This is a genomic window from Geopseudomonas sagittaria (assembly GCF_900115715.1).
Taxonomy (GTDB): domain Bacteria; phylum Pseudomonadota; class Gammaproteobacteria; order Pseudomonadales; family Pseudomonadaceae; genus Geopseudomonas; species Geopseudomonas sagittaria.
The window spans coordinates 126,269-151,066 of the sequence record NZ_FOXM01000009.1 but is presented as its reverse complement, the minus strand read 5'-3'; the positions used below and the strand labels follow the sequence as shown (position 1 = coordinate 151,066).

The window sequence follows — 24,798 nt, the reverse complement described above, 5'->3', positions numbered from 1 at the left end:
TCGCCTGGAGAATAGCCATGTCTGCTGCCGCTGAACTGCCACCCTGTTCCGTGCTGCTGCTTGCCGGCGGGAGAGGGCGCCGCATGGGTGGGGTGGACAAGGGGCTGGTGGAGTTCGCCGGCCGCCCGCTGATCTCGGTGATGAGCGAGCGGGTCCAGCCGCTGACCGACGACCTGATCATCTCCTGCAATCGCAACGCCGAGAGCTACGCGCTGTGGGCCGACCGTCTGGTGAGCGACGAAAGCGATGACTTCCCCGGTCCGCTGGCCGGTATCCGTGCCGGCCTCGCCGCGATGCGCCATGACTGGCTGCTGGTGTTGCCCTGCGATGCGCCGCAGGTCGACGACGATCTGCTCTCGGCCATGCGTCACCAGGCGGTGAGCGAGCCGCAGCGGCCGCTGCTACTGCGCCGCGGTGCGCAGTGGGAGCCGATGTTCTGCATGATTCCGCGCAGCCTGCAGGGCGAGCTGGAGCGCGTCTGGCAGGCCGGCGAGCGCAGCCCGCTGCGTTTCCTGCTGGGCGCCGATGCCCAGGTGCTGGGCTGCGCGCAGGACGATCCGCGGCTGGCCAATCTGAATACGCTCGAGGCGCTGACGGCGGCCGCTCCGCCCGGCGCGATGCCGGGCGCGGCCAACGAAGAGTCCCCCTCGCGGACGTCGGCAGCGGCGGGCATGACTCTTGCTAGGTCTGCCCCTCCGGTTTCATCCGAGACAACCGCCGTGCTGACCCATCTCGACGCCCAGGGGCGCGCCAACATGGTCGACGTCACCGACAAGGCCGCCACCGCCCGCGAAGCCAGTGCCGAGGCTCTGGTGCGCATGCAGCCGCATACTCTGGCGCTGATCGTCGCTGGCGGCCATCCCAAGGGCGACGTGTTCGCCGTGGCGCGGGTGGCCGGGATCATGGCGGCGAAGAAGACCCACGAGCTGATTCCGCTGTGCCATCCGCTGCTGCTCACCGGCATCCGCGTCGAGCTGGAGGCCGAGGGCGTTGACGCCGTGCGCATCGTCGCGCGCTGCAAGCTGGCCGGGCAGACCGGCGTGGAGATGGAGGCGCTGACCGCCGCCAGCATCGCCGCGCTGACCCTCTACGACATGTGCAAGGCGGTGGATCGGGGGATGACCATCGAATGCGTGCGCCTGCTGGAAAAGAGCGGCGGCAAGAGCGGCGACTACCGTGCGGAGGAGCCGGCATGATCGAGGTGCGTTTTTTTGCCCGCTACCGCGAGGCGCTGGACAGCGACGGCGAGCGCCTGGCCTGGTCGGCCGAGCTGGACAGCCTCGACGCCCTGCGTCGCCAGCTGCTGGCGCGCGGCGAGGCCTGGCAGGTGCTGGCCGAGAAGGGCCTGATGTGTGCGCGCAACCAGGAGCTGTGCAGCCTCGCCGAGCCGCTGGCCGATGGCGACGAGGTGGCCTTCTTCCCGCCGGTGACCGGAGGCTGACATGGCGATCCGGGTGCAGGTCGAGGCGTTTCAGCCGGGTGTCGAGCTGGAGGCGCTGCACGCCGCCAACGCCGGCATCGGCGCGGTGGTCGGCTTCGTCGGTTACGTGCGCGACTACAACGACGGCCAGGAGGTCGCCGGCATGACCCTCGAGCACTATCCGGGCATGACCGAGAAGGCCCTGGCCGGCATCGTCGAGCAGGCCGGCCAGCGCTGGCCGCTGCTCGGCGTGGAGATCGTCCACCGCGTCGGTCATCTGCAGCCGGGCGAGCCGATCGTCTTCGTCGGCACCGCCAGCAGCCATCGGCAGGCCGCCTTCGACGCCTGCAACTTCATCATGGACTACCTGAAGACCCGCGCGCCGTTCTGGAAGCGCGAGGACACGGCCGAAGGCTCACGCTGGGTCGATGGCCGCGACAGCGACCAGAGCGCAGCCCGGCGCTGGGACTGACACGCACTCATGCCTCGCGATGGTGCGCTACTGGCGCTCTGCACCGTGGTGCGCCTCGATCTGGTGCGTTCTCGCGCCGGCGTGCAGCTCGGCCAACCCCCGGGGGACGTGCTTAACTGAAGGGCGACGGGCATCGCGCCGGCGATCGCAGTGCTGGTGCAGTCCTTGCATCGGCTGGGTATGCCAGCCGAGCGTGCGGTGCGGCCACGAGGAGAGACCCCGAGATGAACGATGCCATGCTGCTGGACGGCCATGCTCGCAAGATCGACTACCTGCGCCTGTCGGTGACGGATCGCTGCGACTTCCGCTGTGTCTACTGCATGGCCGAGGACATGACCTTCCTGCCGCGCCAGCAGGTGCTCGGTTTCGAGGAGATCGTGCGCATCGCCCGGCTGTTCGTCGGCCTGGGGGTGAAGAAGATTCGTCTGACCGGCGGCGAGCCGCTGGTGCGCCGCGGCATCGTCGACCTGTGCCGGCAGATCGCCGCGCTGCCCGGGCTGCGCGAGCTGGTGATGACCAGCAACGGCTCGCAGCTGGGCAAGCTGGCCGTGCCGCTGGCCGAGGCCGGGGTCAAGCGCCTCAACATCAGTCTCGACAGTCTGGATGCGGACAAATTCCACGCCATCACCCGCACCGGCGATCTCGAGCAGGTGCTGGCCGGCATCGAGGCGGCGCGCACGGCAGGCTTCGCGCGGATCAAGCTCAACAGCGTGATCATGAAGGGGCGCAACGACGACGAGGTGGTGGCGCTGGTGGATTTCGCCGTGGCCCGTGGCCTGGACATCAGCTTCATCGAGGAGATGCCGCTCGGCCAGGTCGGCCGGGATCGCGGCGAGGCCTTCTGTTCCAGCGACGAGGTGCGTGCGCTACTGGCGACGCGCTACAACCTGTTCGACAGCCCCGAGCAGAGCGGCGGCCCGGCGCGCTACGTGCGCCTGGAGGGTCATCCCGATACCCGCGTCGGCTTCATTTCCCCCCACTCGCACAACTTCTGCAGCAGCTGCAACCGCCTGCGGCTGACCGCCGAAGGGCGCCTGCTGCTGTGTCTCGGCCACGAGAACTCGCTGGACCTGCGCGGTCTGGTGCGCCGTCATCCGACCGAGGATCGCCCGCTGGTCGAGGCCATCGCGGCGGCGCTGCAGCACAAGCCGCTGCGCCACGAGTTCGCGGTGTCCGGCGAGGTGCAGGTGTTGCGCTTCATGAACGCCACCGGCGGCTGAGCCGTGTCGGGCGCAGCGTTACTCGGCAGCCGGACTGCGCAGTTCGTCCAGCGCATCCGCCTGATTCTTGAAGGCCCTGGCGAACACGTCGCGGTGCCTGGCCATGTAGATGCCCAGTTCCTCTGCCTGATGTTCGCCGAGCGCCGGCACCGCCTGTTGCAGCACGTCGGCCAGCTTTTCTGCCAGTTCGAGCATGCGGTCGTGACGATCTGCTTCGGCCTTATCCATGAACAAACGCTCCACATCCCGGCTGCTGCGATAAACCACTTCGACGGCCATGTGCCACCCCATCTGCCTGCATGATGTTTGATTGACTGGTTTTTTATACAGTAATTGCGCGCATTATAGGCCGGCGCAGGGCATCTGGATAGTGATCCGCTGCGGATGGCGGGCATGGTCGTGGCGTGATGTTCGGGCGATACTGTGACGCTGCGTCACCAGACGACCCGCGATACAAGGAACCTGCGCACCATGAACGAAGCCCAAGCCGAACTCGATATGCAGCTGATGCGTGCCGCCGCCGCCGAGGCCGCGGGGGTGTTGCGTACGCTGGGCAATCCGGATCGCCTGCTGCTGCTTTGTCAGCTCAGCCAGGGCGAGCGCTCGGTGGGCGAGCTGGAGGAAATTCTCGGCCTGCGTCAGCCGAGCCTGTCGCAGCAGCTGGCGGTGCTGCGCAACGAGGGGCTGGTGCAGACGCGGCGCGACGGCAAGCGCATGTTCTATTCGATTGCCGAGCCGAAGCTGCTGGTGCTGCTCGGCACCCTCTACCAGCTCTACTGTCCGCAGGCCTGACGGCGAGCTGCAGCTCGGCCGCATAGAACAAAAGTGAATCAAAGCATAATCTAATATTATAATTGCACATTATGTATTTTGTTTAAGATTGTCCCCATTCCGGTCTGCCGCGGGCAGCCGACTGTCTTTGGGGGAATCTGCATGTCGTTCAACAAGCCGCTGTTTGCCGCGCTGCTCGCCAGCAGTGCCGCCGTCAGCCCGCTGGCCTTCGCCACCAATGGTTACTTCGCCCACGGTTACGGCATCAAGTCGTTGGGCATGGCCGGGGTCGGCTACGCTCTGCCGCAGGATGCCCTGGCCGCCGCCAGCAACCCGGCCGGCACCGCCCTGGTGGGCAACCGTCTCGATCTGGGCGTGACCTGGTTCAAGCCCGATCGCAGCGTGGAGATCCACGGCAACAACCTCGGCCCCGCCGGCTCGGCCGATGGCAAGTACGATGGCAACGACACCGAGTCCTTCCTGATCCCCGAGTTCGGCTACACCCGCCAGCTCGACGAGCGCCTGGCCTTCGGTCTGGCCGTGTACGGCAACGGCGGCATGAACACCGACTACCAGCGCAACCCGTTCGGTGCCTACGGCAGCCAGGGCGGTGCCGGCGTCGACCTGATCCAGGTGTTCGTCACGCCGTCGCTGGCCTGGCGCCTCAACGAGCGGCACAGTTTCGGCGTCGGCCTCAACTACGCCTACCAGCGCTTCGAGGCGCGCGGCCTGAGCGCGTTCGATAACGCGATGACTTCCGAGGCGCCGGGCAAGGTCAGCAACAACGGCCACGACCACTCCGACGGCTGGGGCCTGCGCCTGGGCTGGAACGGCCAGCTGACCGACAGCCTGAGCGTCGGCGTGGCCTGGTCGTCGAAGATCAAGACCGGCAAGTTCGAGCGCTACGAAGGCCTGTTCGCCGACCACGGTAGCTTCGACATTCCGGAAAACTACGGCATCGGCCTGGCCTGGCGCGCCACCGAGCGGCTGACCCTGGCCGCCGACGTGCAGCAGATCGACTACAGCGACGTGAAGGCGATTTCCAACTCGGTGGACGTGCTGTTCAGCGGTCATCCGCTCGGCTCCGAGGACGGCCCCAACTTCGGCTGGGAGGACATCCGCGTCTACAAGCTGGGTGCCAGCTACGCGCTCACTCCGCAGCTGACCCTGCGCGGCGGCTACAGCTGGGCCGACCAGGCGCTGGACAAGGGCGAGACCTTCTTCAACACCCTGGCGCCGGGCGTGGTGCGCGAGCACCTGACCCTCGGCGCGACTTGGGCGCCCGAAGCGAACCACGAGATCAGCCTGTTCTACGCCCATGCCTTCAGCGAGGAACTCAAGGGCAGCAACTCGATCGCCCCGCAACTGGGCGGCGGCGAGGTGGATCTGCAGATGCAGCAGGACAGCGTCGGTATCGCCTACGCCTGGAAGCTCTGAGCCAGCGGATGCGCGGCGGGAATTTTCCGCCCGCATCCGCGCGTGAAACCCTTAAACTGCGCACCACCCGCGGGGTGACCATCTGGTCGCCCCGTTTCGTTCCGGGGCGATTCAGCGAGGATTTCATGCAGGACAATGCTTCTCCGGCCAACGCCGGTCAGGTCGGTTACGTCGCCATCGAGCAGCCGTTCGGCTTGCAGCCGCCCAAGGTGCACTGCCCGATCTGCGGCCAGCAGCAGTTCGTCGAGCAGGACGACGAGTATCTGGAAACTCCCTGCGAACATCTGGCTTTCGTCTTCGGCGGCGAGGAAGACGAGTTCGTCTATGCTTCCGACGACTTCGCCGAGCGCTTCGCCCGCTTCGATGCCGAGCTGGATGCCCGTTTCCCCGACGACGAGGCGCGGGCCAGCGAGGCGTACGAGGACGCCAGCAGCTTCTATCGCGACCTGTTTGCCCAGCGCCTGCAGGATCTGGGTTACGGCGCCAGCCTGCTGGCCCTGCGCATCACCTACGGCGGCCTGGCCGAGGGAAACCCGGTGTGGTTCAGCGATGTCTATGGTTTCGACTATGCGCTGATCCGCGAGGACGACGCCGAGTAAGACGCCCCTTTCGCCGCACCTTCTCGCAGGCAATCCCAGTCCATGTTCGATCTTGGTGCCTACATAGGTTTGTTCTTCGCCGCCTTTGGCGCGGCCAGCCTGCTGCCGCTGCAATCCGAGGCGTTGCTGGTCGGTCTGTTGCTGGCCGAGAGCCATCCGGTGGCCACCCTGCTGGCGGTGGCGACCGCCGGCAATGTGCTCGGCTCGCTGCTCAATTGGCTGCTGGGGTTGTATCTCGAGCGCTTTCGCGAAAAGCGCTGGTTCCCGGTGCGCGAGCAGCATCTGCAGCGTGCGCAGCACTGGTACCAGCGCCATGGCCGCTGGTCGCTGCTGTTGAGCTGGCTGCCGGTGGTCGGCGATCCGTTGACCGTGGTCGCCGGGGTGATGCGCGAGTCGTTCTGGATCGTGCTGCTCTGCGTCACCCTGGCCAAGGGTGCCCGCTATGCGGCGTTGACGGCGGTGACCCTGGGCTTTTCCTGAGCCCCGTTCGGGGCCCGGACCTTTGCCGACCTGGCGCACCACTGGGCGGCAATTGTCCGCCAGGCTTCGGCAGACTCGTCCATGCTGGGCAATACTCTGTGCTGTTCTCAACCGTGCCGCAGCCACTGCGGGAGGATTCCATGGAACAGCCGGTCCACGCCTTTCATCATCTGTTCGAGCAGCTCGGTCTGCCCAACGACAACGACTCGATCCGCCGCTTCATCGAGCGCCATGCGCCGCTGGCCGATGACGTGCAGCTGGCCGATGCGCCGTTCTGGTCTCCGGCGCAGGCAGCTTTCCTGCGCGAGGAGATCCTCGAGGATGCCGACTGGGCCGAGGTGGTCGACAACCTCAATGCGGCGCTGCGCGCTCGTCACTGACTCTCGCCGTGTCGCTGATGCGCCAAGAATCGCGCTGCGCAAACGAAAACGCCGCGCTGCTCCGGGAGCAGCACGGCGTTCGGCAGAGCAGGGCGCTTAGCCCTGGCGGATCAGGTGGTCGAAGGCGCTCAGCGAGGCCTTGGCGCCTTCGCCGACAGCGATGACGATCTGCTTGTACGGCACCGTGGTCACGTCGCCGGCGGCAAACACCCCGGGGATGCTGGTCTGGCCCTTAGCATCGACGATGATCTCGCCGAAGCGCGACAGCTCGACGCTGCCCTTCAGCCAGTCGCTGTTGGGCAGCAGGCCGATCTGCACGAAGATGCCTTCCAGCGCGACCTCGTGCACTGCGTCGGTGTGGCGGTCCTTGTAGACCAGGCCGGCGACCTTCTGTCCGTCACCCTTGACCTCGGTGGTGTGCGCCATGGTGATGATGGTCACGTTGGCCAGGCTGCGCAGCTTGTTCTGCAGCACCGCGTCGGCGCGCAGCTGCTCGCCGAATTCCAGCAGGGTGACGTGGGCGACGATGCCGGCCAGGTCGATGGCCGCCTCGACGCCGGAGTTGCCGCCGCCGATCACCGCCACCCGCTTGCCCTTGAACAGCGGGCCGTCGCAGTGCGGGCAGTAGGCCACGCCACGGCCGCGGTACTGCTGCTCGCCCGGCACGTTCATCTCGCGCCAGCGCGCGCCGGTGGCGAGGATCACCGTCTTCGCCTGCAGTTCGCCACCGTTGTCGAACTGCACGGTATGCAGGCCGTCGTCGGAGGCGGCCGGGATCAGCTTGCTGGCGCGCTGCAGGTTGATGATGTCGACCTCGTACTGGCGCACGTGCTCTTCCAGCGCGCGGGCCAGTTTCGGGCCTTCGGTCTCCGGTACGGAGATGAAGTTTTCGATGGCCATGGTGTCCAGCACCTGGCCGCCGAAACGCTCGGCGGCAACGCCGGTGCGGATGCCCTTGCGCGCGGCGTAGATCGCCGCTGCTGCGCCGGCCGGGCCACCGCCGACCACCAGCACGTCGAAGGCGGTCCTGGCGTTGAGCTTCTCGGCGTCGCGGCTGCCACTGTTGGTGTCCAGCTTGGCGAGGATCTCGGCTTCGCCCATGCGGCCCTGACCGAACAGCTCGCCGTTGAGGTAGATACTCGGCACCGACATGATCTGCCGCCGCTCGACTTCATCCTGGAACAGTGCGCCGTCGATGGCGACGTGGCGCACGTTGGGGTTGAGCACCGCCATCAGGTTGAGCGCCTGCACCACGTCCGGGCAGTTCTGGCAGGACTGCGAGAAATAGGTTTCGAAGTTGAATTCGCCGTCGAGCTGCTTGATCTGTTCGATCAGCTCGGCCTCGAGTTTGGGCGGGTGGCCGCCGACCTGCAGCAGGGCCAGCACCAGCGAGGTGAACTCGTGGCCCATCGGGATGCCGGCGAAACGCAGGCTGATGTTGCCGTTCGGACGGTTGAGACTGAACGACGGCGTGCGGCTGTCGTTGCCGTCGCTCTTGAGGGTGATCTTGTCGCTCAGGCTGACGATGTCCTGCAGCAGGGCGAGCATTTCCTGGGATTTGGCGCCGTCATCCAGGGACGCGACGATCTCGAACGGCTGGGTGACCCTCTCGAGGTATGTCTTCAACTGGGTTTTCAGATTGGCGTCCAGCATAGTGACGGTATTCCTTTGCGAAAATCGGATATGAAAATGCCCGGGCGGATCGCACCCGGGCATTCGGGCGTCGCGAGAGCCGGGTGACAGCCCTCGTGGCGCGGCAACCTGACGGTTGGTGGACTTAGATCTTGCCGACCAGGTCCAGGGACGGGGTCAGGGTCTCGGCGCCTTCCTTCCACTTGGCCGGGCAGACCTGGCCCGGGTGGGCGGCGGTGTACTGGGCGGCCTTCAGCTTGCGCAGGGTCTCGCTGACGTCACGGGCGATCTCGTTGGAGTGGATCTCCAGGGTCTTGATCACGCCTTCCGGGTTGATGATGAAGGTGCCGCGCAGGGCCAGGCCTTCTTCCGGAATGTGCACGCCGAAGGCGTTGGTCAGCACGTGGGTCGGGTCGCCGATCAGCGGGAACTTGGCCTTGCCGACGGCCGGGGAGGTTTCGTGCCAGACCTTGTGGGAGAAGTGGGTGTCGGTGGTGACGATGTACACCTCGGCACCGGCCTTCTGGAATTCGGCGTAGTTCTCGGCGGCGTCTTCGATTTCGGTCGGGCAGTTGAAGGTGAAGGCGGCCGGCATGAAGATCAGCACGGACCACTTGCCCTTCAGGTCGGCTTCGGTGACTTCGATGAACTTGCCGTTGTGGAAAGCGTTGACCTTGAACGGTTGAACTTGGGTGTTGATGAGGGACATTCGCTGACTCCTTCAGGGTTGAAAGCTGGTTGACGAAGAGAATCCTACGTGGAGTAGGTGGTTAGGCATAATTGATTGGTCGAATCGATTGGATTGCTTTTGCCTATGACCTGCTTCGCTGCCATCCGTCCGCTCGCCGGGCGGAAGCGCCTGGCTACTCTACAACAGACTTGGCCGTAGGGAACCTTTGCCGTACACTCCACTCCAACCTTGCAAGCAGAAGTACCCAGGGGCCGATCAGGATTCGACGCCGGTAACAAAACTTGAGGGGCATGCCGAGTTGGTAACAGATCTCGTAAATCCGCTGTTACAAACTTATAGTTGCCAACGACGACAACTACGCTCTAGCCGCCTAAGGGCCGCTAGCTGACCCTAGGGGATGCCTGTAAACCCGAAGATTTGGTCAGTCATATAGAACAGGATCGCCGCCAAGTTCGCTGCAGACGTAACGGCTAAAACTTATGCAGCTCGCTCCAAGCGCCCTGCCACTCGGGCCGCGAGGAGTTAACTCAATAGAGATGGCTACGCATGTAGAACCGATAGCGGAGAGCTGGCGGACGGGGGTTCAAATCCCCCCGGCTCCACCAAAACCTGACACAAAGCCCCGAACTCCGGGGCTTTGTGCTGTCTGGGGCTGTCGTTTTGTGGAGGGTGTGCCGCCGAGTCCTGTGCATGGGGGCTTGGCCGCTACCCGGCCAGCAGCCTGGCCCGCCCCTGATGCTCGGCCGCCACGCTCCCTTCCTGTTGTCCGGGCGGCGCCGGTCCATTGCGCCCTGGGCTGGCTTGGGGCGCTCCTCCCGGTGTGGCTGGTGCTCTCAGCCAAAGAACTTGCCCAGCATCCGCGCCACGAAGCCGCCCTCGAGGCTTCTCTTGACGTAATTGACGTAGTGCTTGTCGTCGCGCTTGATGTGGTTGGTCAGCCACAGGCCGATGTCGCTGCGCACTTCGCGGGCCAGGCGGATTGGATCCTCGCCGCTGCCGAAGCGCACGCGATAGGAGTCGGCGCGCTCCTTGAAGCGCTCGTGCACCTCGTGGTGGGCGTCTAGCATCGGGTAGCCGGCCTTTTCCATCAGGCTTTCTTCGAAGGTGTTGTGGGAGATCGCATAGTCGATCAGCGACTTGATGACGTGTTCGATCTGCTCGACGGATTTGCGGGAGATGGCCTGATCGATCTCCTTCAGATACTCGAAGATGCGCTTGTGCTGTTCATCGATGATGTCGATGCCGGTTTCAAAGTCGGCAGTCCAGCTGATCGCAATTGCCATGGCTCTTCCTCGCTGAGTGCTTGAGTGTTACGGGTTGGGTCCGCTATCCATTACAAAGCAAGTCTAATGCCACATTATTTCTGTGGTTTTACCGTGCCATTACTGTGCGTGCCCGCGCGGATGATGCGGCGGGAATGGCTGGGTTGTGGGTAACTTCTTGGCGGATGGTGCGCTGTTTTGGTGCGGTCGTTGTGTCTTGCGGTATCGGCTTTGACGGCGAGTGCGGTGGCGGGTGGGTTGTTGGTGATGGCGATGAGTGCAGGCGCACAGGCAGGATCGGGCTGGCAGGCGGATACTTGTCGGGGCGGGTCCCTGTCATCCCTTCGCGAGAGTCGCCTTATGTCCAGTCTTGTTGCTCCGCCTGTTGTCCGTGCCGTCCGCTTCCTGCTGGCGGCGCTGTTGGTGCTGAGCCTGAGCGCCTGTGCGGCGCTCGGTGTCCGTGACCCTCTCAACATTCAGGTGGTCGGCATCGAGCCCTTGCCGGGCGAGGGCCTGGAGATGCGCTTTGCGGTGAAGCTGCGGCTGCAGAATCCCAACACGACGCCGATCGATTACGACGGCATCGCTCTGGAACTGAAGGTCAATGACCGCTCGCTGGCGCGTGGGGTGAGTGCCCAGAGTGGCAGTGTGCCGCGCTTTGGCGAGACGCTGCTGGTGGTGCCGGTGAGCATCTCGGCGTTTGCCGCCGTGCGTCAGGCGCTGGGGCTGGCCGAGAACGCCCGGCTGGACAGCCTGCCCTACGTGCTGCGTGGCAAGTTCGGTGGTGGGCTGTTGGGTGGACGACGCTTCAGTGATGCGGGCACGCTCGATCTCTCGGCGGTCGGCAAGGCCCGCCGCTGAGGGCGCAGGCTCAGCCGGCCCTGTCCCAGAGCCGCTCGTCCTTGAGGGTGTGGGTCGCGATGTAGCGCGGCTGGCCACTGACCTCTTCCAGCTCGGTCAGGCCGGCAAGCTGGTTGACGATGCGATAGCGCTTGCCGGCGGTCTTGTCCTTGAGCGGGTACAGCTCGGCAATCTGGGCGGCCAGTTCGGTGAGGGTAGACATGACACTGCTCCGTGAATCCATGGCAGCTATTTACCGTGTGCGAGTTACAGTCGTGCGAACGTGACAGCAATAAGCGTGCCGTTTGTCGGTGGGTGGCTGCGGCGCTGTCGCTCGGGCTTCCAGCGCGGCGGGCAGAGTTGGGTGCTGGCCGGTCGCGCGGCGGGGGATCAGCTGCGAAGGTGTCACTCGGTGGTGAGGCGCGTGGCGATGATGGCCGGGGCGGGCATTGTCATCGCGGACCATTTACAAACATACTCGAATGTATCTAAAACTGGCGGCCATGCTATGCGCCCGTCGGTGTTGCGCTGCCCCTGCCCCGGAGTTTCGATGCCGTTACGTCTCTTGTTGATCCTTGGTGCCTTGACGGCGTTCGCGCCGCTGGCGATCGATTTCTACCTGCCGAGTTTTCCGGCGCTGGCGCAGGCCTTTGCCACCGACGTCGAGCATGTGCAGTACAGCCTGGCGGCCTATTTCATCGGCTTGGCCATCGGCCAGCTGCTCTATGGGCCGCTGGCCGACCGCTTCGGCCGTCGTCCGCCGCTGTTGTTCGGGGTGACCCTGTTCGCCCTGGCTTCGTTTGCCTGTGCGCTGGCGCCGAGCCTTGACTGGCTGGTCGGTGCGCGTTTCGTCCAGGCCCTGGGTGGCTGCGCCGGCATGGTGGTGGCGCGTGCGGTGGTGCGCGATCTGTGCAACCCGGTCAACTCGGCGAAGGTGTTCTCCCAGCTGATGCTGGTGATGGGGTTGGCGCCGATTCTCGCCCCGGCGGCGGGCGGGGCGCTGCTGGCGCTGTCCGGCTGGCAGGCGATCTTCGTCTGCCTGGGGTTGTTCGCGGCGCTCTGTCTGCTGCTGGTGGTGCTCTGGCTGCCGGAGACGCGGCCGCAGGATGCGCCGCCGGCACCGCTGAGCGGGGCGCTGGGGCAGTATCGGCGGCTGCTGGCCGATCGGGCGTTCGTCGGTCACGCGCTGACCGGCGGTCTGGCGATGGCGGCGATGTTCGCCTACATCGCCGGCTCGCCGTTCGTGTTCATCGATCTCTACGGGGTTCCGGCGCAGCAGTACGGCTGGTTGTTCGGCAGCAATGCCGCCGGTTTCGTGCTGGTCGCCCAGTTCAATTCGCGCCTGCTGCGCCGGCGCGGGCCGGGCTTCTGGGTGCCGCGCGGGGTGGCGTTCTACCTGCTCTGTGCGCTGGCGCTGTTCGGCGTGGCGCTGTGGCAGCCGGCGGCGCTGTGGCCGCTGCTGGTGCCGCTGTTCTGCTGCATTGCCACCCTCGGCATGGTGCTGCCGAACGCTTCGGCCTGTGCGATGGCCGGGCAGGGCGCGCATGCCGGCAGTGCATCGGCGCTGCTCGGCAGCCTGCAGTTCGCCATTGCCGCGCTGGCGGCGTCGCTGGTCGGGGTGCTGCACGATGGTACGGCGCGGCCGATGGCGCTGGTGATGCTGGTGTGCGCCAGTGGTGCGCTGCTGGTGGCCTGGCGCACGGCGCAGTACCGGCCGGATATCGCCAATCCCGGGGTGCTGGAGGAGGGCGCGCGCTAGCGGAGGGCGTCGGCGCGTGCCGCCTCGGGGCGCGCTGGCCGCTGGCGGGTTTTGCAGTGGCACTTTCTTGGGCACTTTCTTGCAGGCAACAAAAAACCGGCCGCAGCCGGTTTCTTGTCGGAACTAAAGCTTAAGCCTGAGCGAGGGCCTTGATGTGGCCGTTCAGGCGGCTCTTGTGGCGAGCAGCTTTGTTCTTGTGGATGATGCCTTTGTCAGCCAGGCGGTCGATCACCGGTACAGCAGCGGTGTAGGCGACTTGAGCCTTGGCCAGGTCTTTAGCGTCGATAGCCTTGACCACGTTCTTGATGTAGGTACGCACCATCGAGCGCAGGCTGGCGTTGTGGCTGCGGCGCTTCTCAGCCTGTCTGGCACGTTTTTTGGCGGAGGGGGAGTTTGCCACCGTCGAGCTCCTCGAATACTGGGGGATACCAAATAATAAGGCCGCGAATCATGCCGACGCTTGACTGAGTTGTCAAGCGCCAAAGGCGGCCGTCGATTGCTGGTCGGACGGGCTGGCACTGGCTTAAACTCGCCGACCTTTGCAGGGTGGGGATTAAAGCATGTCCGGTGAGTCGGCCAAAAGCGGTCTGTTGCGTTCCAGTGCCGTGGTCAGTGTGATGACCCTGCTCTCGCGGGTGCTCGGCATGGTGCGCGACATGGTGGTAGCGGCCTACTTCGGCTCCAGTCCGGCGGCCGATGCGTTCTTCATTGCCTTCAAGATTCCCAACTTCATGCGCCGCCTGTTTGCCGAGGGTGCCTTCGCCCAGGCCTTCGTCCCGGTGCTCTCCGAGTATCGCGCGCAGCGCAGCCTGGCTGAGGTCAAGCAGCTGGTCGACCGGGTCGCCGGCACCCTCGGGCTGACCCTTACCGCGATCACCGCGCTGGGGGTGGTCGGCTCGCCCTACCTGATCATGCTGTTCGCGCCGGGCTTTCGTGACGATCCGGCCAAGCTGGCCCTGGCGGGCGATCTGCTGCGCATCACCTTCCCCTACCTGCTGCTGATCTCGCTGACCGCCTTCTGCGGCGGCATCCTCAACAGCTATGGGCGCTTCGCCGTGCCGGCCTTCACCCCGGTCCTGCTCAACGTCTGCATGATCGGCTCGGCGGTGCTGCTCACCCCGTACTTCGATCAGCCGATCATGGCGCTGGCCTGGGGGGTGTTCATCGCCGGCATGGCCCAGCTGCTGTTCCAGTTGCCGTTCCTCGTGCGCATCCAGCTGTTGCCGATTCCGCGGCCCAATCGCCGGGACGAGGGGGTCAAGCGGATCATGACGCTGATGCTGCCGGCGCTGTTCGGCGTGTCGGTCAGCCAGATCAACCTGCTGCTGGATACCGTGCTGGCCTCCTTCCTGCAGACCGGCAGCGTGTCCTGGCTGTACTACGCCGATCGTCTGTCGGAGCTGCCGCTGGGCGCCTTCGGCATCGCCATCGGTACGGTGATCCTGCCCAGCCTGTCGCGCCAGCATGCCGGCGGCGACCCCAAGGCCTTCTCGGCGACCATCGACTGGGCGCTGCGCATGGTCCTGCTGGTCGGCGTGCCGGCGGCGCTGGCCTTGGCGATCCTCTCCGAGCCGCTGATCGCCAGCCTGTTCCACTACGGCAAGATGACCGAGCGCGACGTGGTGCAGGCGGCCAATGCGCTGGAGGCCTATTCGCTGGGCGTGCTGACCTTCATGCTGATCAAGGTGCTGGCGCCGGGATTCTTCTCCCGACAGGACCTGAAGACGCCGGTGCGCATCGCCGTGCAGTGCATGGTGGCCAACATGGTGCTCAACCTGATCCTGATCTGGCCGCTGCAGCATGTCGGTCTGGCCCTGGCGACCTCGCTGGCGTCGATGCTCAATACCGGCCTGCTGCTCTGGGGGTTGACCAAGACCGGCGTGTACCGTCCGGCCCCCGGCTGGGGGCTGTTCATCCTGCGCCTGCTGGCCGGCTGTGCGGCTATGGTGGCGTTGGTGTGGTGGTTGAATGCCCCGGCCGCCGAGTGGTTCGCCTGGGGCTGGCAGCGTCGCGCCGGGGAGCTGAGTCTGCTGGTCGGCGGCGGTATCGCCGTCTACGTCGCGGCGATGCTGCTGCTGGGCCTGCGCCTGCGTCACCTGCGTCATTGAGCGGGGAAACAGGGCCTACGCCTGACGTCCGCGCATGGGTATAATCGACCACTTTGTGAACAAGATGCGCCCTATGCAACTGGTCCGAGGTCTTCATAATCTGCGCTGCTGCCAGCGGAGCTGCGTTGCCACCATCGGCAACTTCGACGGCGTGCACCTTGGCCACCAGGGCGTTCTGGCGCGTCTGCGCGAGCGCGCCGCAGAGGCCGGGTTGCCCAGCTGCGTGGTGATTTTCGAGCCGCAGCCGCGTGAGTTCTTCGCTCCGGACAAGGCGCCGCCGCGCATCAGCAGCCTGCGCGAGAAGCTCGAGCTGCTGCGCGAGGCGGGTGTCGACCAGGTGCTGTGCCTGACCTTCAACCGCCGCCTGCGCGAGCTGTCCGCCGAGCAGTTCGTCCACCAGATCCTGGTCGAGGGCCTCGGCGTCAAGCATCTGGAGGTGGGTGACGACTTCCGCTTCGGCTGCGACCGCGCCGGCGACTTCGACCTGCTGGTCGAGGCCGGTGCGCGCGAGGGCTTCACCGTCGAGTCGGCCAGCACCATCGAGCTGGACGGCGAGCGCATCAGCAGCACGCGGGTGCGCGAGGTGCTGGCCGCCGGCGATTTCGCCATGGCTGAACGCCTGCTCGGCCGCCCCTACTGCATCAGCGGCCGGGTGCTGCATGGCCAGAAGCTCGGTCGCCAGCTGGGTGCGCCGACCGCCAACCTGCGCCTCAACCGGCTGCGCGCGGCGCTCAATGGTGTCTACCTGGTCAGCACCGAGGTGGACGGCCGGCGCTGGCCCGGGGTGGCCAACATCGGCACGCGGCCGAGCGTGGCGGGCGACGGCCGCGCCCACCTCGAGGTGCATTTGCTGGATTTTGTCGGTGACCTCTACGGTCGCCGCCTGGTGGTGCAGTTCCACCAAAAGCTGCGCGACGAGCAGCGTTTCGCCTCCCTGGAGGCACTGAAGTCGGCGATCGACGCGGACATCGCCGCCGCCCGTGCCCACTGGCAGGGTCAACCGTTAGAGAACCTGAAATGACCGACTACAAAGCGACCCTGAACCTGCCGGACACGGCATTCCCGATGAAGGCCGGGCTGCCGCAGCGCGAGCCGGAAATGCTCAAACACTGGGACAGCATCGATCTGTACGGCAAGCTGCGCCAGCTCGGCGCCGAGCGGCCGAAGTTTGTCCTCCACGACGGCCCGCCCTACGCCAACGGCAACATCCACATCGGCCACGCGGTCAACAAGGTTCTCAAGGACATCATCGTCCGCTCGCGCACCCTGGCTGGCTTCGATGCCCCCTATGTGCCGGGCTGGGACTGCCACGGTCTGCCGATCGAGCACAAGGTCGAGGTCACCCACGGCAAGAACCTGCCGGCGGACAAGACCCGCGAACTGTGCCGCAGCTACGCCGCCGAGCAGATCGAGGGCCAGAAGGCCGACTTCATCCGCCTCGGCGTGCTCGGCGACTGGAGCAACCCGTACAAGACCATGAACTTCGCCAACGAGGCCGGCGAGATCCGCGCCCTGGCCGAGATGGTCAAGGGCGGCTTCGTGTTCAAGGGGCTCAAACCGGTCAACTGGTGCTTCGACTGCGGCTCGGCGCTGGCCGAGGCCGAGGTCGAGTACCAGGACAAGAAGTCCGACGCCATCGACGTGGCCTTCGCCATCGAGGACAGCGCCCAGCTGGCCGAGGCCTTCGGCCTCACCCGCCTGGAGAAGACCGCCTACGCGGTGATCTGGACCACCACGCCGTGGACCATCCCCGCCAACCAGGCGCTCAACGTCCATCCCGAATTCGAGTACGCGCTGGTCGACGTCGGTGACAAGCTGCTGCTGCTGGCCGCCGAGCTGGTCGAGAGCTGCCTGGCGCGCTACGGCCTGGAAGGCGAGGCGATCGCCAGCACCCAGGGTGCCGCGCTGGAAAACATCCGTTTCCGCCACCCGTTCTACGAGCGTTTCTCGCCGGTCTACCTGGCCGAGTACGTCGAGCTGGGCGCCGGCACCGGCATCGTCCACTCCGCGCCGGCCTACGGCGAGGACGACTTCCGGACCTGCAAGCAGTACGGCATGCACAATGACGACATCCTCAACCCGGTGCAGAGCAACGGCGTCTACGTCAAGGACCTGCCGTTCTTCGGCGGCCAGTTCATCTGGAAGGCCAACCCGCAGGTCGTCGACAAGCTGCGCGAAGTCGGCGCGCTGCTCAAGCACGAGGGCATCAGCCACAGCTACATGCACTGCTGGCGGCACAAGACCCCGCTGATCTACCGCGCCACCGCGCAGTGGTTCGTCGGTATGGACCGGGCCGCGTCCGGCAAGCAGCCGGAGCAGGGCGCCACCCTGCGCGAGCGCGCGCTGGACGCCATCGAGCAGACCGAGTTCTATCCCGGCTGGGGCAAGCCGCGCCTGCATGCGATGATCGCCAACCGTCCCGACTGGTGCATCTCGCGCCAGCGCAACTGGGGCGTGCCGATCCCGTTCTTCCTGCACAAGGAAAGCGGCGAGCTGCACCCGCGCACCGTCGAGCTGATGGAGCAGGTTGCCCAGCGCGTCGAGCAGCAAGGCATCGAGGCCTGGTTCAAGCTGGACGCCGCCGAGCTGCTCGGTGACGAGGCCGCCGACTACGACAAGATCAGCGACACCCTCGACGTCTGGTTCGACTCCGGCACCACCCACTGGCACGTGATGCGCGGCTCGCACCCGATGGGCCACGACCAGGGCCCGCGCGCCGACCTCTATCTGGAAGGCTCCGACCAGCACCGCGGTTGGTTCCACAGCTCGCTGCTGACCGGCGCCGCGATCGACGGCCACGCGCCGTACCGCGGCCTGCTGACCCATGGCTTCGTGGTCGACGAGAACGGCCGCAAGATGTCCAAGTCGCTGGGCAACGTCATCGCCCCGCAGGAAGTCACCGACAGCATGGGCGCCGACATCCTGCGCCTGTGGGTCTCGGCCACCGACTACTCCGGCGAAATGGCGGTGTCCAAGCAGATCCTCCAGCGCAGCGCCGATGCCTACCGGCGCATCCGCAACACCATGCGCTTCCTGCTCTCCAACCTCAGCGGCTTCAACCCGGCCACCGACCTGCTCGAACCGCAGCAGATGCTGGCCCTCGACCGCTGGGCGGTGGACGCCGCCGCGCGCCTGCAGACCGAGCTGACCGAGGCCTACGACCAGTACCGCTTCTGGAACGTCTACCAGAAGGTGCACAACTTCTGCGTGCAGGAGCTGGGCGGCTTCTACCTCGACATCATCAAGGACCGCCAGTACACCACCGCGGCCGACAGCCAGGCGCGCCGCTCCTGCCAGACCGCGCTGTTCCACATCGCCGAGGCGCTGGTGCGCTGGATCGCGCCGATCCTCGCCTTCACCGCCGAGGAGATCTGGCAGTACCTACCGGGCGAGCGCAGCGAGTCGGTGTTCCTCACCACCTGGTACGACGGCCTGTTCGAACTGGACGCCGACGCCGAGCTGGGCCGCGAGTTCTGGGCCGAGGCCATGGCGGTCAAGGTCGCGGTCAACAAGGAGCTGGAGAACCAGCGCAACGCCAAGACCATCGGCGGCGGCCTGCAGGCCGAGGTCACCCTGTACGCCGAGGACGCGCTGGCCAGCCGGCTGGCCAAGCTGGGCGACGAGCTGCGCTTTGTGCTGATCACCTCCTACGCCAGCCTGGCGCCGCTCGCCGATGCCCCGGCCGAGGCGGTGGACAGCGAGCTGCCGGGCCTCAAGCTGCGCGTGGTCAAGTCGGCGCACGGCAAGTGCGTGCGCTGCTGGCACTTCCGCGCGGACGTCGGTCAGCATGCCGAGCATCCGGAAATCTGCGGCCGCTGCATCGACAACGTGCACGGTGCCGGCGAGGTGCGCGAGCATGCCTGATGCCGGGCGCCCAAGTGCCTTGCCCTGGCTGTGGTTGAGCGCGATCGTCTTCGTGCTCGACCAGATCAGCAAGCTGTACTTTGACAGCAGCCTGCAGATGTACCAGCAGATAGTGGTCATTCCCGACTACTTCAGCTGGACCCTGGCCTACAACACCGGCGCCGCCTTCAGCTTCCTCGCCGATCACGGCGGCTGGCAGCGCTGGCTGTTCGCCCTGATCGCCGTCGGCGTCAGCGCTGTGCTGGTGGTCTGGCTCAAGCGCCTGCCGCGCCGCGGCCAGGGCTGGCTGGCCCTCGGCCTGGCGCTGGTGCTGGGTGGCGCGCTGGGCAACTTGTTCGACCGCGTGGCCTATGGCCACGTCATCGACTTCATTCTGGTCCACTGGCAGCAGCGCTGGTATTTCCCGGCCTTCAACGTCGCCGACTGCGCCATCAGCGTCGGCGCCGTGCTGTTGGCCCTGGACATGTTCAAATCCGAGAAAAGCGGAGACCGCAATGACTGAACAGCGCATCGGCCCCGAGCGCCAGGTAACCCTGCACTTCGCCATCAAGCTCGAGTCGGGCGACGTGGTCGACAGCACCTTCGACAAGCGCCCGGCGACCTTCAAGGTCGGCGACGGCAACCTGCTGCCCGGCTTCGAACAGGCGCTCTACGGCCTCAAGGCCGGCGACAAGCGCTCGATCGCCATCGAGCCGGAGCACGGCTTCGGCCAGCCCAACCCGCAGAACGTGCAGGTCATGCCGCGCAGCCAGTTCGAGGGCATGGAGCTGTCCGAGGGTCTGATGGTGATCTTCAACGACGCCGCCAAGGCCGAGCTGCCGGGCGTGGTCAAGCAGTTCGACGCCGAGCAGGTCACCATCGACTTCAACCACCCGCTGGCCGGCAAGCGCCTGACCTTCGACGTGGAAATTATCGACGTACAGCCCGCCTGAGCCCATTGTAGGGTGGGTTAGGCCGCAGGCCGTAACCCGCCAACCAGGCCGTCGGCCTGGCCTGTGCCTCCTTGGAAACCCCGCGTGCCGAGACTCCCCATGCAAATCACCCTCGCCAACCCCCGCGGCTTCTGCGCCGGCGTCGACCGCGCGATCGAGATCGTCAACCGCGCCCTGGAAGTGTTCGGCCCGCCGATCTACGTGCGCCATGAAGTGGTCCACAACAAGTTCGTGGTCGAGGACCTGCGAGCCCGCGGCGCCATCTTCGTCGAGGAACTGGACCAGGTGCCGGACGACGTCATCGTCATCTTCAGCGCCCACGGCGTCTCCCAGGCCGTGCGCGACGAGGCGGCACGTCGTGGTCTGCGGGTGTTCGACGCCACCTGCCCGCTGGTCACCAAGGTGCACCTGGAGGTGGCCCGCTACAGCCGCGACGGTGAGGAGTGCATCCTCATCGGTCACGCCGGCCACCCCGAGGTGGAAGGCACCATGGGCCAGTACGACGCCCGCAACGGCGGCGCCATCTACCTGGTCGAGGACGAGGCGGACGTGGCCAAGCTCGAGGTGCGCAATCCCGCGGCGCTGGCCTACGTCACCCAGACCACCCTGTCGATGGACGACACCGCCAAGGTGATCGACGCCCTGCGCGCCAAGTTCCCCGCCATCCAGGGACCGCGCAAGAATGACATCTGCTACGCCACCCAGAACCGCCAGGACGCGGTCAAGCAGCTCGCCCACGATTGCGACCTGCTGCTGGTGGTCGGCAGCCCCAACAGCTCCAACTCCAACCGCCTGCGCGAGCTGGCCGAGCGCATGGGTACCCCGGCCTACCTGATCGACGGCGCCGAAGACCTCCAGCGCGAGTGGTTCGATGGCCAGCAGAAGATCGGCATCACCGCCGGCGCTTCCGCCCCGGAAGTGCTGGTGAAGGGCGTGATCGAGCGCCTGCAGGAGTGGGGCGCCGGCGAGGTCGTCGAGCTGGATGGCCGACCGGAGAACATCACCTTCTCCATACCGAAGGAATTGCGGGTGGTGCAGGAAGACTGATGGGGTCGGCGGCGGTCAGCAACTGCCCGCCGCTTCCTTGACCGTACGCAGCCGGCCAGCCGGGCTGAGTACCAGTTTGCGTACTGCCTGCTGCCCGTCGTTATGGCACAGGGTGATGGTGCCGGCCTGCCAGGCGCCGCTCTGTAGTTTCGCCACGCCCGTCGGCATGTAGCGCACATAGCGGCTCACCGGGGTGTTGCCGCTGATCCGCACGCCTGCTGCGCTGGCATCACCCGTGCGCAACACCAGCTCCCCCTCGTCGAGGATGCCATTCGCATTCTGGTCGACGAAGATCTGCCAGCCACTGGCCCACTCGCCATCCCCGTTGTCGATCAGCACCGGCCGCTGCCGGGTGATCGCCTCATGGCGGGCAGTGGTGAAGGCCAGCGCCAGGTCGATGCTGGCGCTGCGTAGCTGCTGGGCGTGGATCATCTGCGTGAAACCGGGCGTGGCAATGCTGGCCAGAATGGCCAGCAACGCGATCACCACCATGGCTTCGATAAGTGTGAAACCGCGATCTTGCTTGGGCATGACCTGGCATCCTTGCCTGGCTGAGAGGGAGCTCCCGCGTCCTGCGGGAGGTGCGTCGGATGTTAGCCAAACGGGCATGCCGTCGTTCGTAACTCTGAGCCAGCCCTGCCGAAAACTTGCACTGCTTCACAGTGACTTGCCAGCCAAGAGGGCAAAAGAACCGGCGGTCGACTGCAGGCTCTCGTTCATTTCGGATGAGTGCAATCATCCGCGGCAGAGGCTCAACCGGTGCGCATGTCACGGATCAACGAGGACTTGGCAAGCAGTCGACGATAATGCCGGCTCGATCAAGCTCCGCAAACGCAACAGATGGCAGACTCACCCCCCAATGAATACCCGGATCGCAACAGGTGGCGAAGTGGAACGGAAAAGACAGTGTGGATTCACCCTCATCGAACTGATGATCACGGTGGCGATCATCGGCATCCTGGCCGCCATCGCCTATCCGAGTTATCAGCAGTACGTCATCCGCGGGCACCGCTCGGCGGCGCAGTCGCAGATGATGGATATCGCCAACCGCCAACAGCAATACCTGTTGGCCAATCGCAGCTATGCGAGCAAGACCCAGCTGGAGGCTTCGGGGTATGCGCTGCCTAGTGATGTCAGCAGCCACTACAGCTACGACATCACCTTGGGTACCGGCTCTATGCCAACTTACACCATCACCTTTGACTCGACGGGCGCGCAGGCCAGCGATGGCGACCTGACGCTCAACAGCGAAGGGGTCAAGGGGCCGACAGGGAAGTGGTAAGCATGAAACGATCGTCGGGTTCGCGTCGGCAGAGAGGGGTATCGCTGATCGAGGTCATGGTGACCATCCTGATCCTTTCCATTGGCCTGCTCGGTGTGGCCGGCCTGCAGTCGCGTCTACAGATGTCGGAAATGGAGGCCTACCAGCGCTCGCAAGCGCTGTTGTTGCTCAACGACATGGCCAATCGGGTCGCGACCAATCGCAACCGGGCGGCTGACTATGAAACTACCAGTGCCACCCCCTTGGGTGCCGCTATGACCTGCCCCTCTGCGTTGAGTACTCGCCAGGAAATTGATCGCGCCGAGTGGTGCCAGGCGTTGCAGGGTGCGGCTGAGAGCATTGGCAACGCCAAGATGGGCGCAATGATTGGCGGGCGCGGCTGTGTCGAGTCACTGGGAAGTGGCGAATACCTGATTACAGTTGCCTGGCAGGGCATGGGGCCGATTTCGGCGCCGCCCGCTAGTGTTGCTTGCGGAGCCGGTGAATATGATGGCGGTACGGATTCGGCCTGTACCAATGATTTGTGTCGACGTGTTGTGACCACCATCGTGCGGATTGCCGATCTATGAATAAGACTTCTATTGGGCGATTTTTCAGCTTGCGCACCCAGGCAGGCTTCAATCTTGTCGAGTTGATGGTCGCATCTGCTATCGGCATGTTGATCATGGTTGCGATATTGACGCTCTACCTGAATGTAAGTCGTACCAATGATGAAATGGCCAGGACCAATGTTTTGGTTGAGAATGGACGTTTTGTTATTCAGGTGCTGCAGAAAGATCTTGCGCATGCCGGATTTTGGGACGGATTCGTTCCTGAGTTTGACGACCTTACTTCGGCGGCTGACACGGTCACGCTGGATGAAGCGGCTCTTGGTATTGCCGTGGATACAGGAGCTTACCCCGCTATTCCGGAGCGACCAACTGGCGTTCCAGACCCGTGCCGGCCATATGCTGAATGGGGGAAGACTCCTTCCAGTCCAAACGATAGCTCAGCCAAGCTTGTCCATCGCAGTAACCTGCTGAGTATCCCGGTTCAGGTCTATGACGCGGCTCCTGCAAGTTGCAGCCTGACCAATCAGCAGGCGAATACAGATCTCCTGGTGGTTCGCCATGCCGATACCTGTGTAGATAACGGGGAAGCCAATTCGAATTGCCCGGAAGTTGACGGCGAGCTGTATTTTCAGAACTCCTGGTGTGTCCAGGATAGCTTTGGCGGGGTCCAGGGCGCAGAGCCCGATGCCATCAACTTGTCCGCATTGGCGTCGGGCGTTAATGATATCTATAACGGCATGAATGTATATGTCATGAATGGTGTTGGTGCGGGTCAGATGAGGTCAATCGTCGATTACGAAGGCCCTACTAGGCGGGCAGTGGTATCGCCATGGGAGACGCAGCCTGCCTTGGGGGCTACCTACTATGTGCCTTCTTATGTGCTGGATACCGCAGGGTTGAATCTTAAGTCAGGGAGCGCTTGCAATGAGGTCGCCCCCAAACGCCGGTTCATCTCGAATATTTATTATATTCGTGATTATGCAGTAAGTTCCGGAGATGGAATCCCGACGCTGATGCGCTCCTCATTCGGTGTACCAAGCGGTGGTGGCGATCCGCAGCAATTGCCAGCACAGCCTCTGATCGAGGGGGTCGAGGGGTTCCGGGTAGAGGTTGGCATCGATGACATAAGCAAGACCGGAACAGGCGCCGATGTGGACTACTCTGAAGCGGTTACCTGGACCGATTCCGACAACAAGACGACAGCGACCAATCGAGGGGATGGCGCTCCCGACAGGTTCGTCAGGTGCCCGACTGAGGATCGAGCGGTAGATAACACCGCTCCGTCAACCGAGCCGGCAGCTACGGTTTGTACCGCCGATGACCTTGAGGATGCTGTGGCCGTGAAGCTGTATGTTCTTGTGCGAAGCCGAGAGCCATCGCGCGGGCATGTGGATACCAAAACCTATACGCTGGGCAGTACAACGCTGGGCCCCTTCAATGACGGGTTCAAGCGCCATGTATTCTCCAGCACGGTTCGCCTTAACAATGTTTCCGGACGCAGGGAGACACCATGAGACGGAATTTCATGCCCCGTAACCAGCGTGGCGCGACCTTGATCGTGGGGCTGATCATGTTGCTGCTGTTCACTTTGATGGTCAGCAGCGCTTTCATGATGAGTGGTACCAATCTGAAAGCGGTAGCCAATATGCAAAGTCGCGACGAGGCAGTTGCAGCGGCCAATATGGCTATCGAGTTGGTTGCCAGTGATGATTTTTCCAGCACTCCAGCTGCGAGCACTATCAATGTCGATCTCAATAATGATGATGTCAGCGACTATACGGTTCAGATTGCTGCTCCGGTTTGCGTGAATGCCTCCATGGCCGATGTAACTGCCCCCAGTAGTGCCCAGTTGCTGGTCGTGACCAGCTATACGTGGAACACGGTGTGGGATATCACCGCTACCGTGAGCGATCCTGTAAGTGGTGCAGCGGTGGTGGTGCGCTCGGGACTCCGGGTGTTGCTCTCCGAGGCCCAGAAAAACAACAGTAACTGTCCGACGCCAGCGTGATGAGTCGATATTTTCCTGTAATGCGTTCACAAGGACTTCGAAG

28 protein-coding genes, 1 other RNA gene and 1 pseudogene are annotated in these 24,798 nt (G+C 64.7%); 23 read left to right on the top strand and 7 right to left on the bottom strand.

Annotated elements, in window-relative coordinates; genetic code table 11:
* Window positions 1–17: 17 nt before the first annotated feature.
* From mobA to moaA, 5 genes and pseudogenes are all read left to right on the top strand, one after another.
* Window positions 18–581 (top strand): annotated as a pseudogene (mobA, locus tag BM297_RS12730) (molybdenum cofactor guanylyltransferase MobA); the annotation flags it as partial.
* Window positions 582–719: 138 nt separating this feature from the next.
* A complete protein-coding gene (moaC, locus tag BM297_RS12725) occupies window positions 720–1,196 on the top strand; it encodes a cyclic pyranopterin monophosphate synthase MoaC (RefSeq protein WP_092432142.1) in 477 nt (158 codons plus the stop codon).
* Window positions 1,193–1,441, top strand: coding sequence for a MoaD/ThiS family protein (locus BM297_RS12720; protein ID WP_092432070.1), 249 nt, complete (start codon window positions 1,193–1,195; stop codon window positions 1,439–1,441). Before moaC ends, BM297_RS12720 begins: the two co-directional genes overlap by 4 nt.
* A gap of 1 nt (window position 1,442) precedes the next feature.
* The gene (gene moaE, locus BM297_RS12715) at window positions 1,443–1,892 is read left to right on the top strand and encodes a molybdopterin synthase catalytic subunit MoaE (protein ID WP_092432068.1); all 450 of its coding nucleotides are present in this window, start codon (window positions 1,443–1,445) and stop codon (window positions 1,890–1,892) included.
* Between the two features lie 236 nt (window positions 1,893–2,128).
* A complete protein-coding gene (moaA, locus tag BM297_RS12710; protein ID WP_092432140.1) occupies window positions 2,129–3,112 on the top strand; it encodes a GTP 3',8-cyclase MoaA in 984 nt (327 codons plus the stop codon).
* Window positions 3,113–3,130: 18 nt separating this feature from the next.
* Here moaA and BM297_RS12705 read toward each other — a convergent pair whose 3' ends face one another.
* A complete protein-coding gene (locus BM297_RS12705; protein WP_092432066.1) occupies window positions 3,131–3,391 on the bottom strand; it encodes a YebG family protein in 261 nt (86 codons plus the stop codon).
* Window positions 3,392–3,583: 192 nt separating this feature from the next.
* Between BM297_RS12705 and BM297_RS12700 the strand changes: the two genes are divergently transcribed.
* From BM297_RS12700 to BM297_RS12680, 5 genes are all read left to right on the top strand, one after another.
* Window positions 3,584–3,904 carry an ArsR/SmtB family transcription factor gene (locus tag BM297_RS12700; protein ID WP_175526647.1) on the top strand — a complete coding sequence of 107 codons (321 nt, stop codon included), beginning with the start codon at window positions 3,584–3,586 and terminating at the stop codon, window positions 3,902–3,904.
* Between the two features lie 141 nt (window positions 3,905–4,045).
* Complete coding sequence (locus BM297_RS12695) at window positions 4,046–5,320, top strand: OmpP1/FadL family transporter (RefSeq protein ID WP_092432064.1); 1,275 nt, start codon at window positions 4,046–4,048, stop codon at window positions 5,318–5,320.
* Window positions 5,321–5,445: 125 nt separating this feature from the next.
* Complete coding sequence (locus BM297_RS12690; RefSeq protein WP_092432062.1) at window positions 5,446–5,919, top strand: hypothetical protein; 474 nt, start codon at window positions 5,446–5,448, stop codon at window positions 5,917–5,919.
* 42 nt (window positions 5,920–5,961) lie between these two features.
* Window positions 5,962–6,399: a YqaA family protein gene (locus BM297_RS12685; protein WP_092432060.1), complete on the top strand. Its 438-nt coding sequence runs from the start codon at window positions 5,962–5,964 to the stop codon at window positions 6,397–6,399.
* Between the two features lie 140 nt (window positions 6,400–6,539).
* Window positions 6,540–6,779, top strand: a complete 240-nt coding sequence (locus BM297_RS12680) for a DUF2789 domain-containing protein (RefSeq protein ID WP_092432059.1) — start codon at window positions 6,540–6,542, stop codon at window positions 6,777–6,779.
* A gap of 96 nt (window positions 6,780–6,875) precedes the next feature.
* On the opposite strand, the gene ahpF is transcribed toward BM297_RS12680, so the two are convergent.
* Together ahpF and ahpC are read right to left on the bottom strand one after the other, a co-directional pair.
* Window positions 6,876–8,432: an alkyl hydroperoxide reductase subunit F gene (gene ahpF / locus BM297_RS12675; protein ID WP_092432057.1), complete on the bottom strand. Its 1,557-nt coding sequence runs from the start codon at window positions 8,430–8,432 to the stop codon at window positions 6,876–6,878.
* 124 nt (window positions 8,433–8,556) lie between these two features.
* A complete protein-coding gene (gene ahpC, locus BM297_RS12670; RefSeq protein ID WP_092432055.1) occupies window positions 8,557–9,120 on the bottom strand; it encodes an alkyl hydroperoxide reductase subunit C in 564 nt (187 codons plus the stop codon).
* A gap of 229 nt (window positions 9,121–9,349) precedes the next feature.
* On the opposite strand from ahpC, the gene ssrA reads away from it, so the two are divergent.
* Window positions 9,350–9,707, top strand: a transfer-messenger RNA (tmRNA) gene (ssrA, locus tag BM297_RS12665).
* Window positions 9,708–9,935: 228 nt separating this feature from the next.
* Here the strand turns inward: ssrA and BM297_RS12660 are convergent.
* Window positions 9,936–10,385, bottom strand: coding sequence for a bacteriohemerythrin (locus tag BM297_RS12660; RefSeq protein WP_092432053.1), 450 nt, complete (start codon window positions 10,383–10,385; stop codon window positions 9,936–9,938).
* Between the two features lie 339 nt (window positions 10,386–10,724).
* Here BM297_RS12660 and BM297_RS12655 point away from each other — a divergent pair, with 339 nt between their 5' ends.
* On the top strand, window positions 10,725–11,225 hold the full coding sequence (locus tag BM297_RS12655) for an LEA/WHy family protein (RefSeq protein WP_092432051.1): 501 nt from the start codon (window positions 10,725–10,727) through the stop codon (window positions 11,223–11,225).
* Between the two features lie 10 nt (window positions 11,226–11,235).
* Here BM297_RS12655 and BM297_RS12650 read toward each other — a convergent pair whose 3' ends face one another.
* Complete coding sequence (locus BM297_RS12650) at window positions 11,236–11,427, bottom strand: hypothetical protein (protein ID WP_092432049.1); 192 nt, start codon at window positions 11,425–11,427, stop codon at window positions 11,236–11,238.
* Window positions 11,428–11,754: 327 nt separating this feature from the next.
* Here BM297_RS12650 and BM297_RS12645 point away from each other — a divergent pair, with 327 nt between their 5' ends.
* Window positions 11,755–12,963: a Bcr/CflA family multidrug efflux MFS transporter gene (locus tag BM297_RS12645; protein WP_092432046.1), complete on the top strand. Its 1,209-nt coding sequence runs from the start codon at window positions 11,755–11,757 to the stop codon at window positions 12,961–12,963.
* A 130-nt stretch (window positions 12,964–13,093) separates the two neighbouring features.
* On the opposite strand, the gene rpsT is transcribed toward BM297_RS12645, so the two are convergent.
* Window positions 13,094–13,363 (bottom strand): 30S ribosomal protein S20, encoded by a 270-nt coding sequence (gene rpsT / locus BM297_RS12640; protein WP_090310567.1) that lies wholly within the window; start codon window positions 13,361–13,363, stop codon window positions 13,094–13,096.
* A 160-nt stretch (window positions 13,364–13,523) separates the two neighbouring features.
* Here rpsT and murJ point away from each other — a divergent pair, with 160 nt between their 5' ends.
* From murJ to ispH, 6 genes are all read left to right on the top strand, one after another.
* Window positions 13,524–15,071, top strand: a complete 1,548-nt coding sequence (murJ, locus tag BM297_RS12635) for a murein biosynthesis integral membrane protein MurJ (RefSeq protein WP_092432044.1) — start codon at window positions 13,524–13,526, stop codon at window positions 15,069–15,071.
* Between the two features lie 73 nt (window positions 15,072–15,144).
* On the top strand, window positions 15,145–16,092 hold the full coding sequence (ribF, locus tag BM297_RS12630) for a bifunctional riboflavin kinase/FAD synthetase (RefSeq protein ID WP_092432043.1): 948 nt from the start codon (window positions 15,145–15,147) through the stop codon (window positions 16,090–16,092).
* Window positions 16,089–18,935 carry an isoleucine--tRNA ligase gene (ileS, locus tag BM297_RS12625; protein ID WP_092432041.1) on the top strand — a complete coding sequence of 949 codons (2,847 nt, stop codon included), beginning with the start codon at window positions 16,089–16,091 and terminating at the stop codon, window positions 18,933–18,935. Before ribF ends, ileS begins: the two co-directional genes overlap by 4 nt.
* Complete coding sequence (gene lspA / locus BM297_RS12620; RefSeq protein ID WP_092432039.1) at window positions 18,928–19,437, top strand: signal peptidase II; 510 nt, start codon at window positions 18,928–18,930, stop codon at window positions 19,435–19,437. The genes ileS and lspA overlap by 8 nt, the downstream gene beginning before the upstream one ends.
* Window positions 19,430–19,867, top strand: coding sequence for an FKBP-type peptidyl-prolyl cis-trans isomerase (gene fkpB, locus BM297_RS12615; RefSeq protein WP_092432037.1), 438 nt, complete (start codon window positions 19,430–19,432; stop codon window positions 19,865–19,867). The genes lspA and fkpB overlap by 8 nt, the downstream gene beginning before the upstream one ends.
* Window positions 19,868–19,966: 99 nt before the next feature.
* A complete protein-coding gene (ispH, locus tag BM297_RS12610) occupies window positions 19,967–20,914 on the top strand; it encodes a 4-hydroxy-3-methylbut-2-enyl diphosphate reductase (RefSeq protein WP_092432035.1) in 948 nt (315 codons plus the stop codon).
* Window positions 20,915–20,929: 15 nt separating this feature from the next.
* Here the strand turns inward: ispH and BM297_RS12605 are convergent, their stop codons facing one another.
* Entirely contained in the window at window positions 20,930–21,445 is a 516-nt protein-coding gene (locus BM297_RS12605) for a GspH/FimT family pseudopilin (protein ID WP_175526646.1), read from the bottom strand.
* A 328-nt stretch (window positions 21,446–21,773) separates the two neighbouring features.
* On the opposite strand from BM297_RS12605, the gene BM297_RS12600 reads away from it, so the two are divergent.
* From BM297_RS12600 to BM297_RS12585, 4 genes are read left to right on the top strand one after another with little or no spacing between them, the layout of a single operon-like run.
* Window positions 21,774–22,196, top strand: coding sequence for a type IV pilin protein (locus BM297_RS12600; RefSeq protein ID WP_092432032.1), 423 nt, complete (start codon window positions 21,774–21,776; stop codon window positions 22,194–22,196).
* A 2-nt stretch (window positions 22,197–22,198) separates the two neighbouring features.
* A complete protein-coding gene (gene pilV, locus BM297_RS12595) occupies window positions 22,199–22,765 on the top strand; it encodes a type IV pilus modification protein PilV (protein WP_092432030.1) in 567 nt (188 codons plus the stop codon).
* Window positions 22,762–24,261, top strand: coding sequence for a PilW family protein (locus tag BM297_RS21995; protein ID WP_217648264.1), 1,500 nt, complete (start codon window positions 22,762–22,764; stop codon window positions 24,259–24,261). Before pilV ends, BM297_RS21995 begins: the two co-directional genes overlap by 4 nt.
* Complete coding sequence (locus tag BM297_RS12585; RefSeq protein WP_217648263.1) at window positions 24,258–24,755, top strand: pilus assembly PilX family protein; 498 nt, start codon at window positions 24,258–24,260, stop codon at window positions 24,753–24,755. The genes BM297_RS21995 and BM297_RS12585 overlap by 4 nt, the downstream gene beginning before the upstream one ends.
* The last annotated feature ends 43 nt before the right edge of the window (window positions 24,756–24,798 follow it).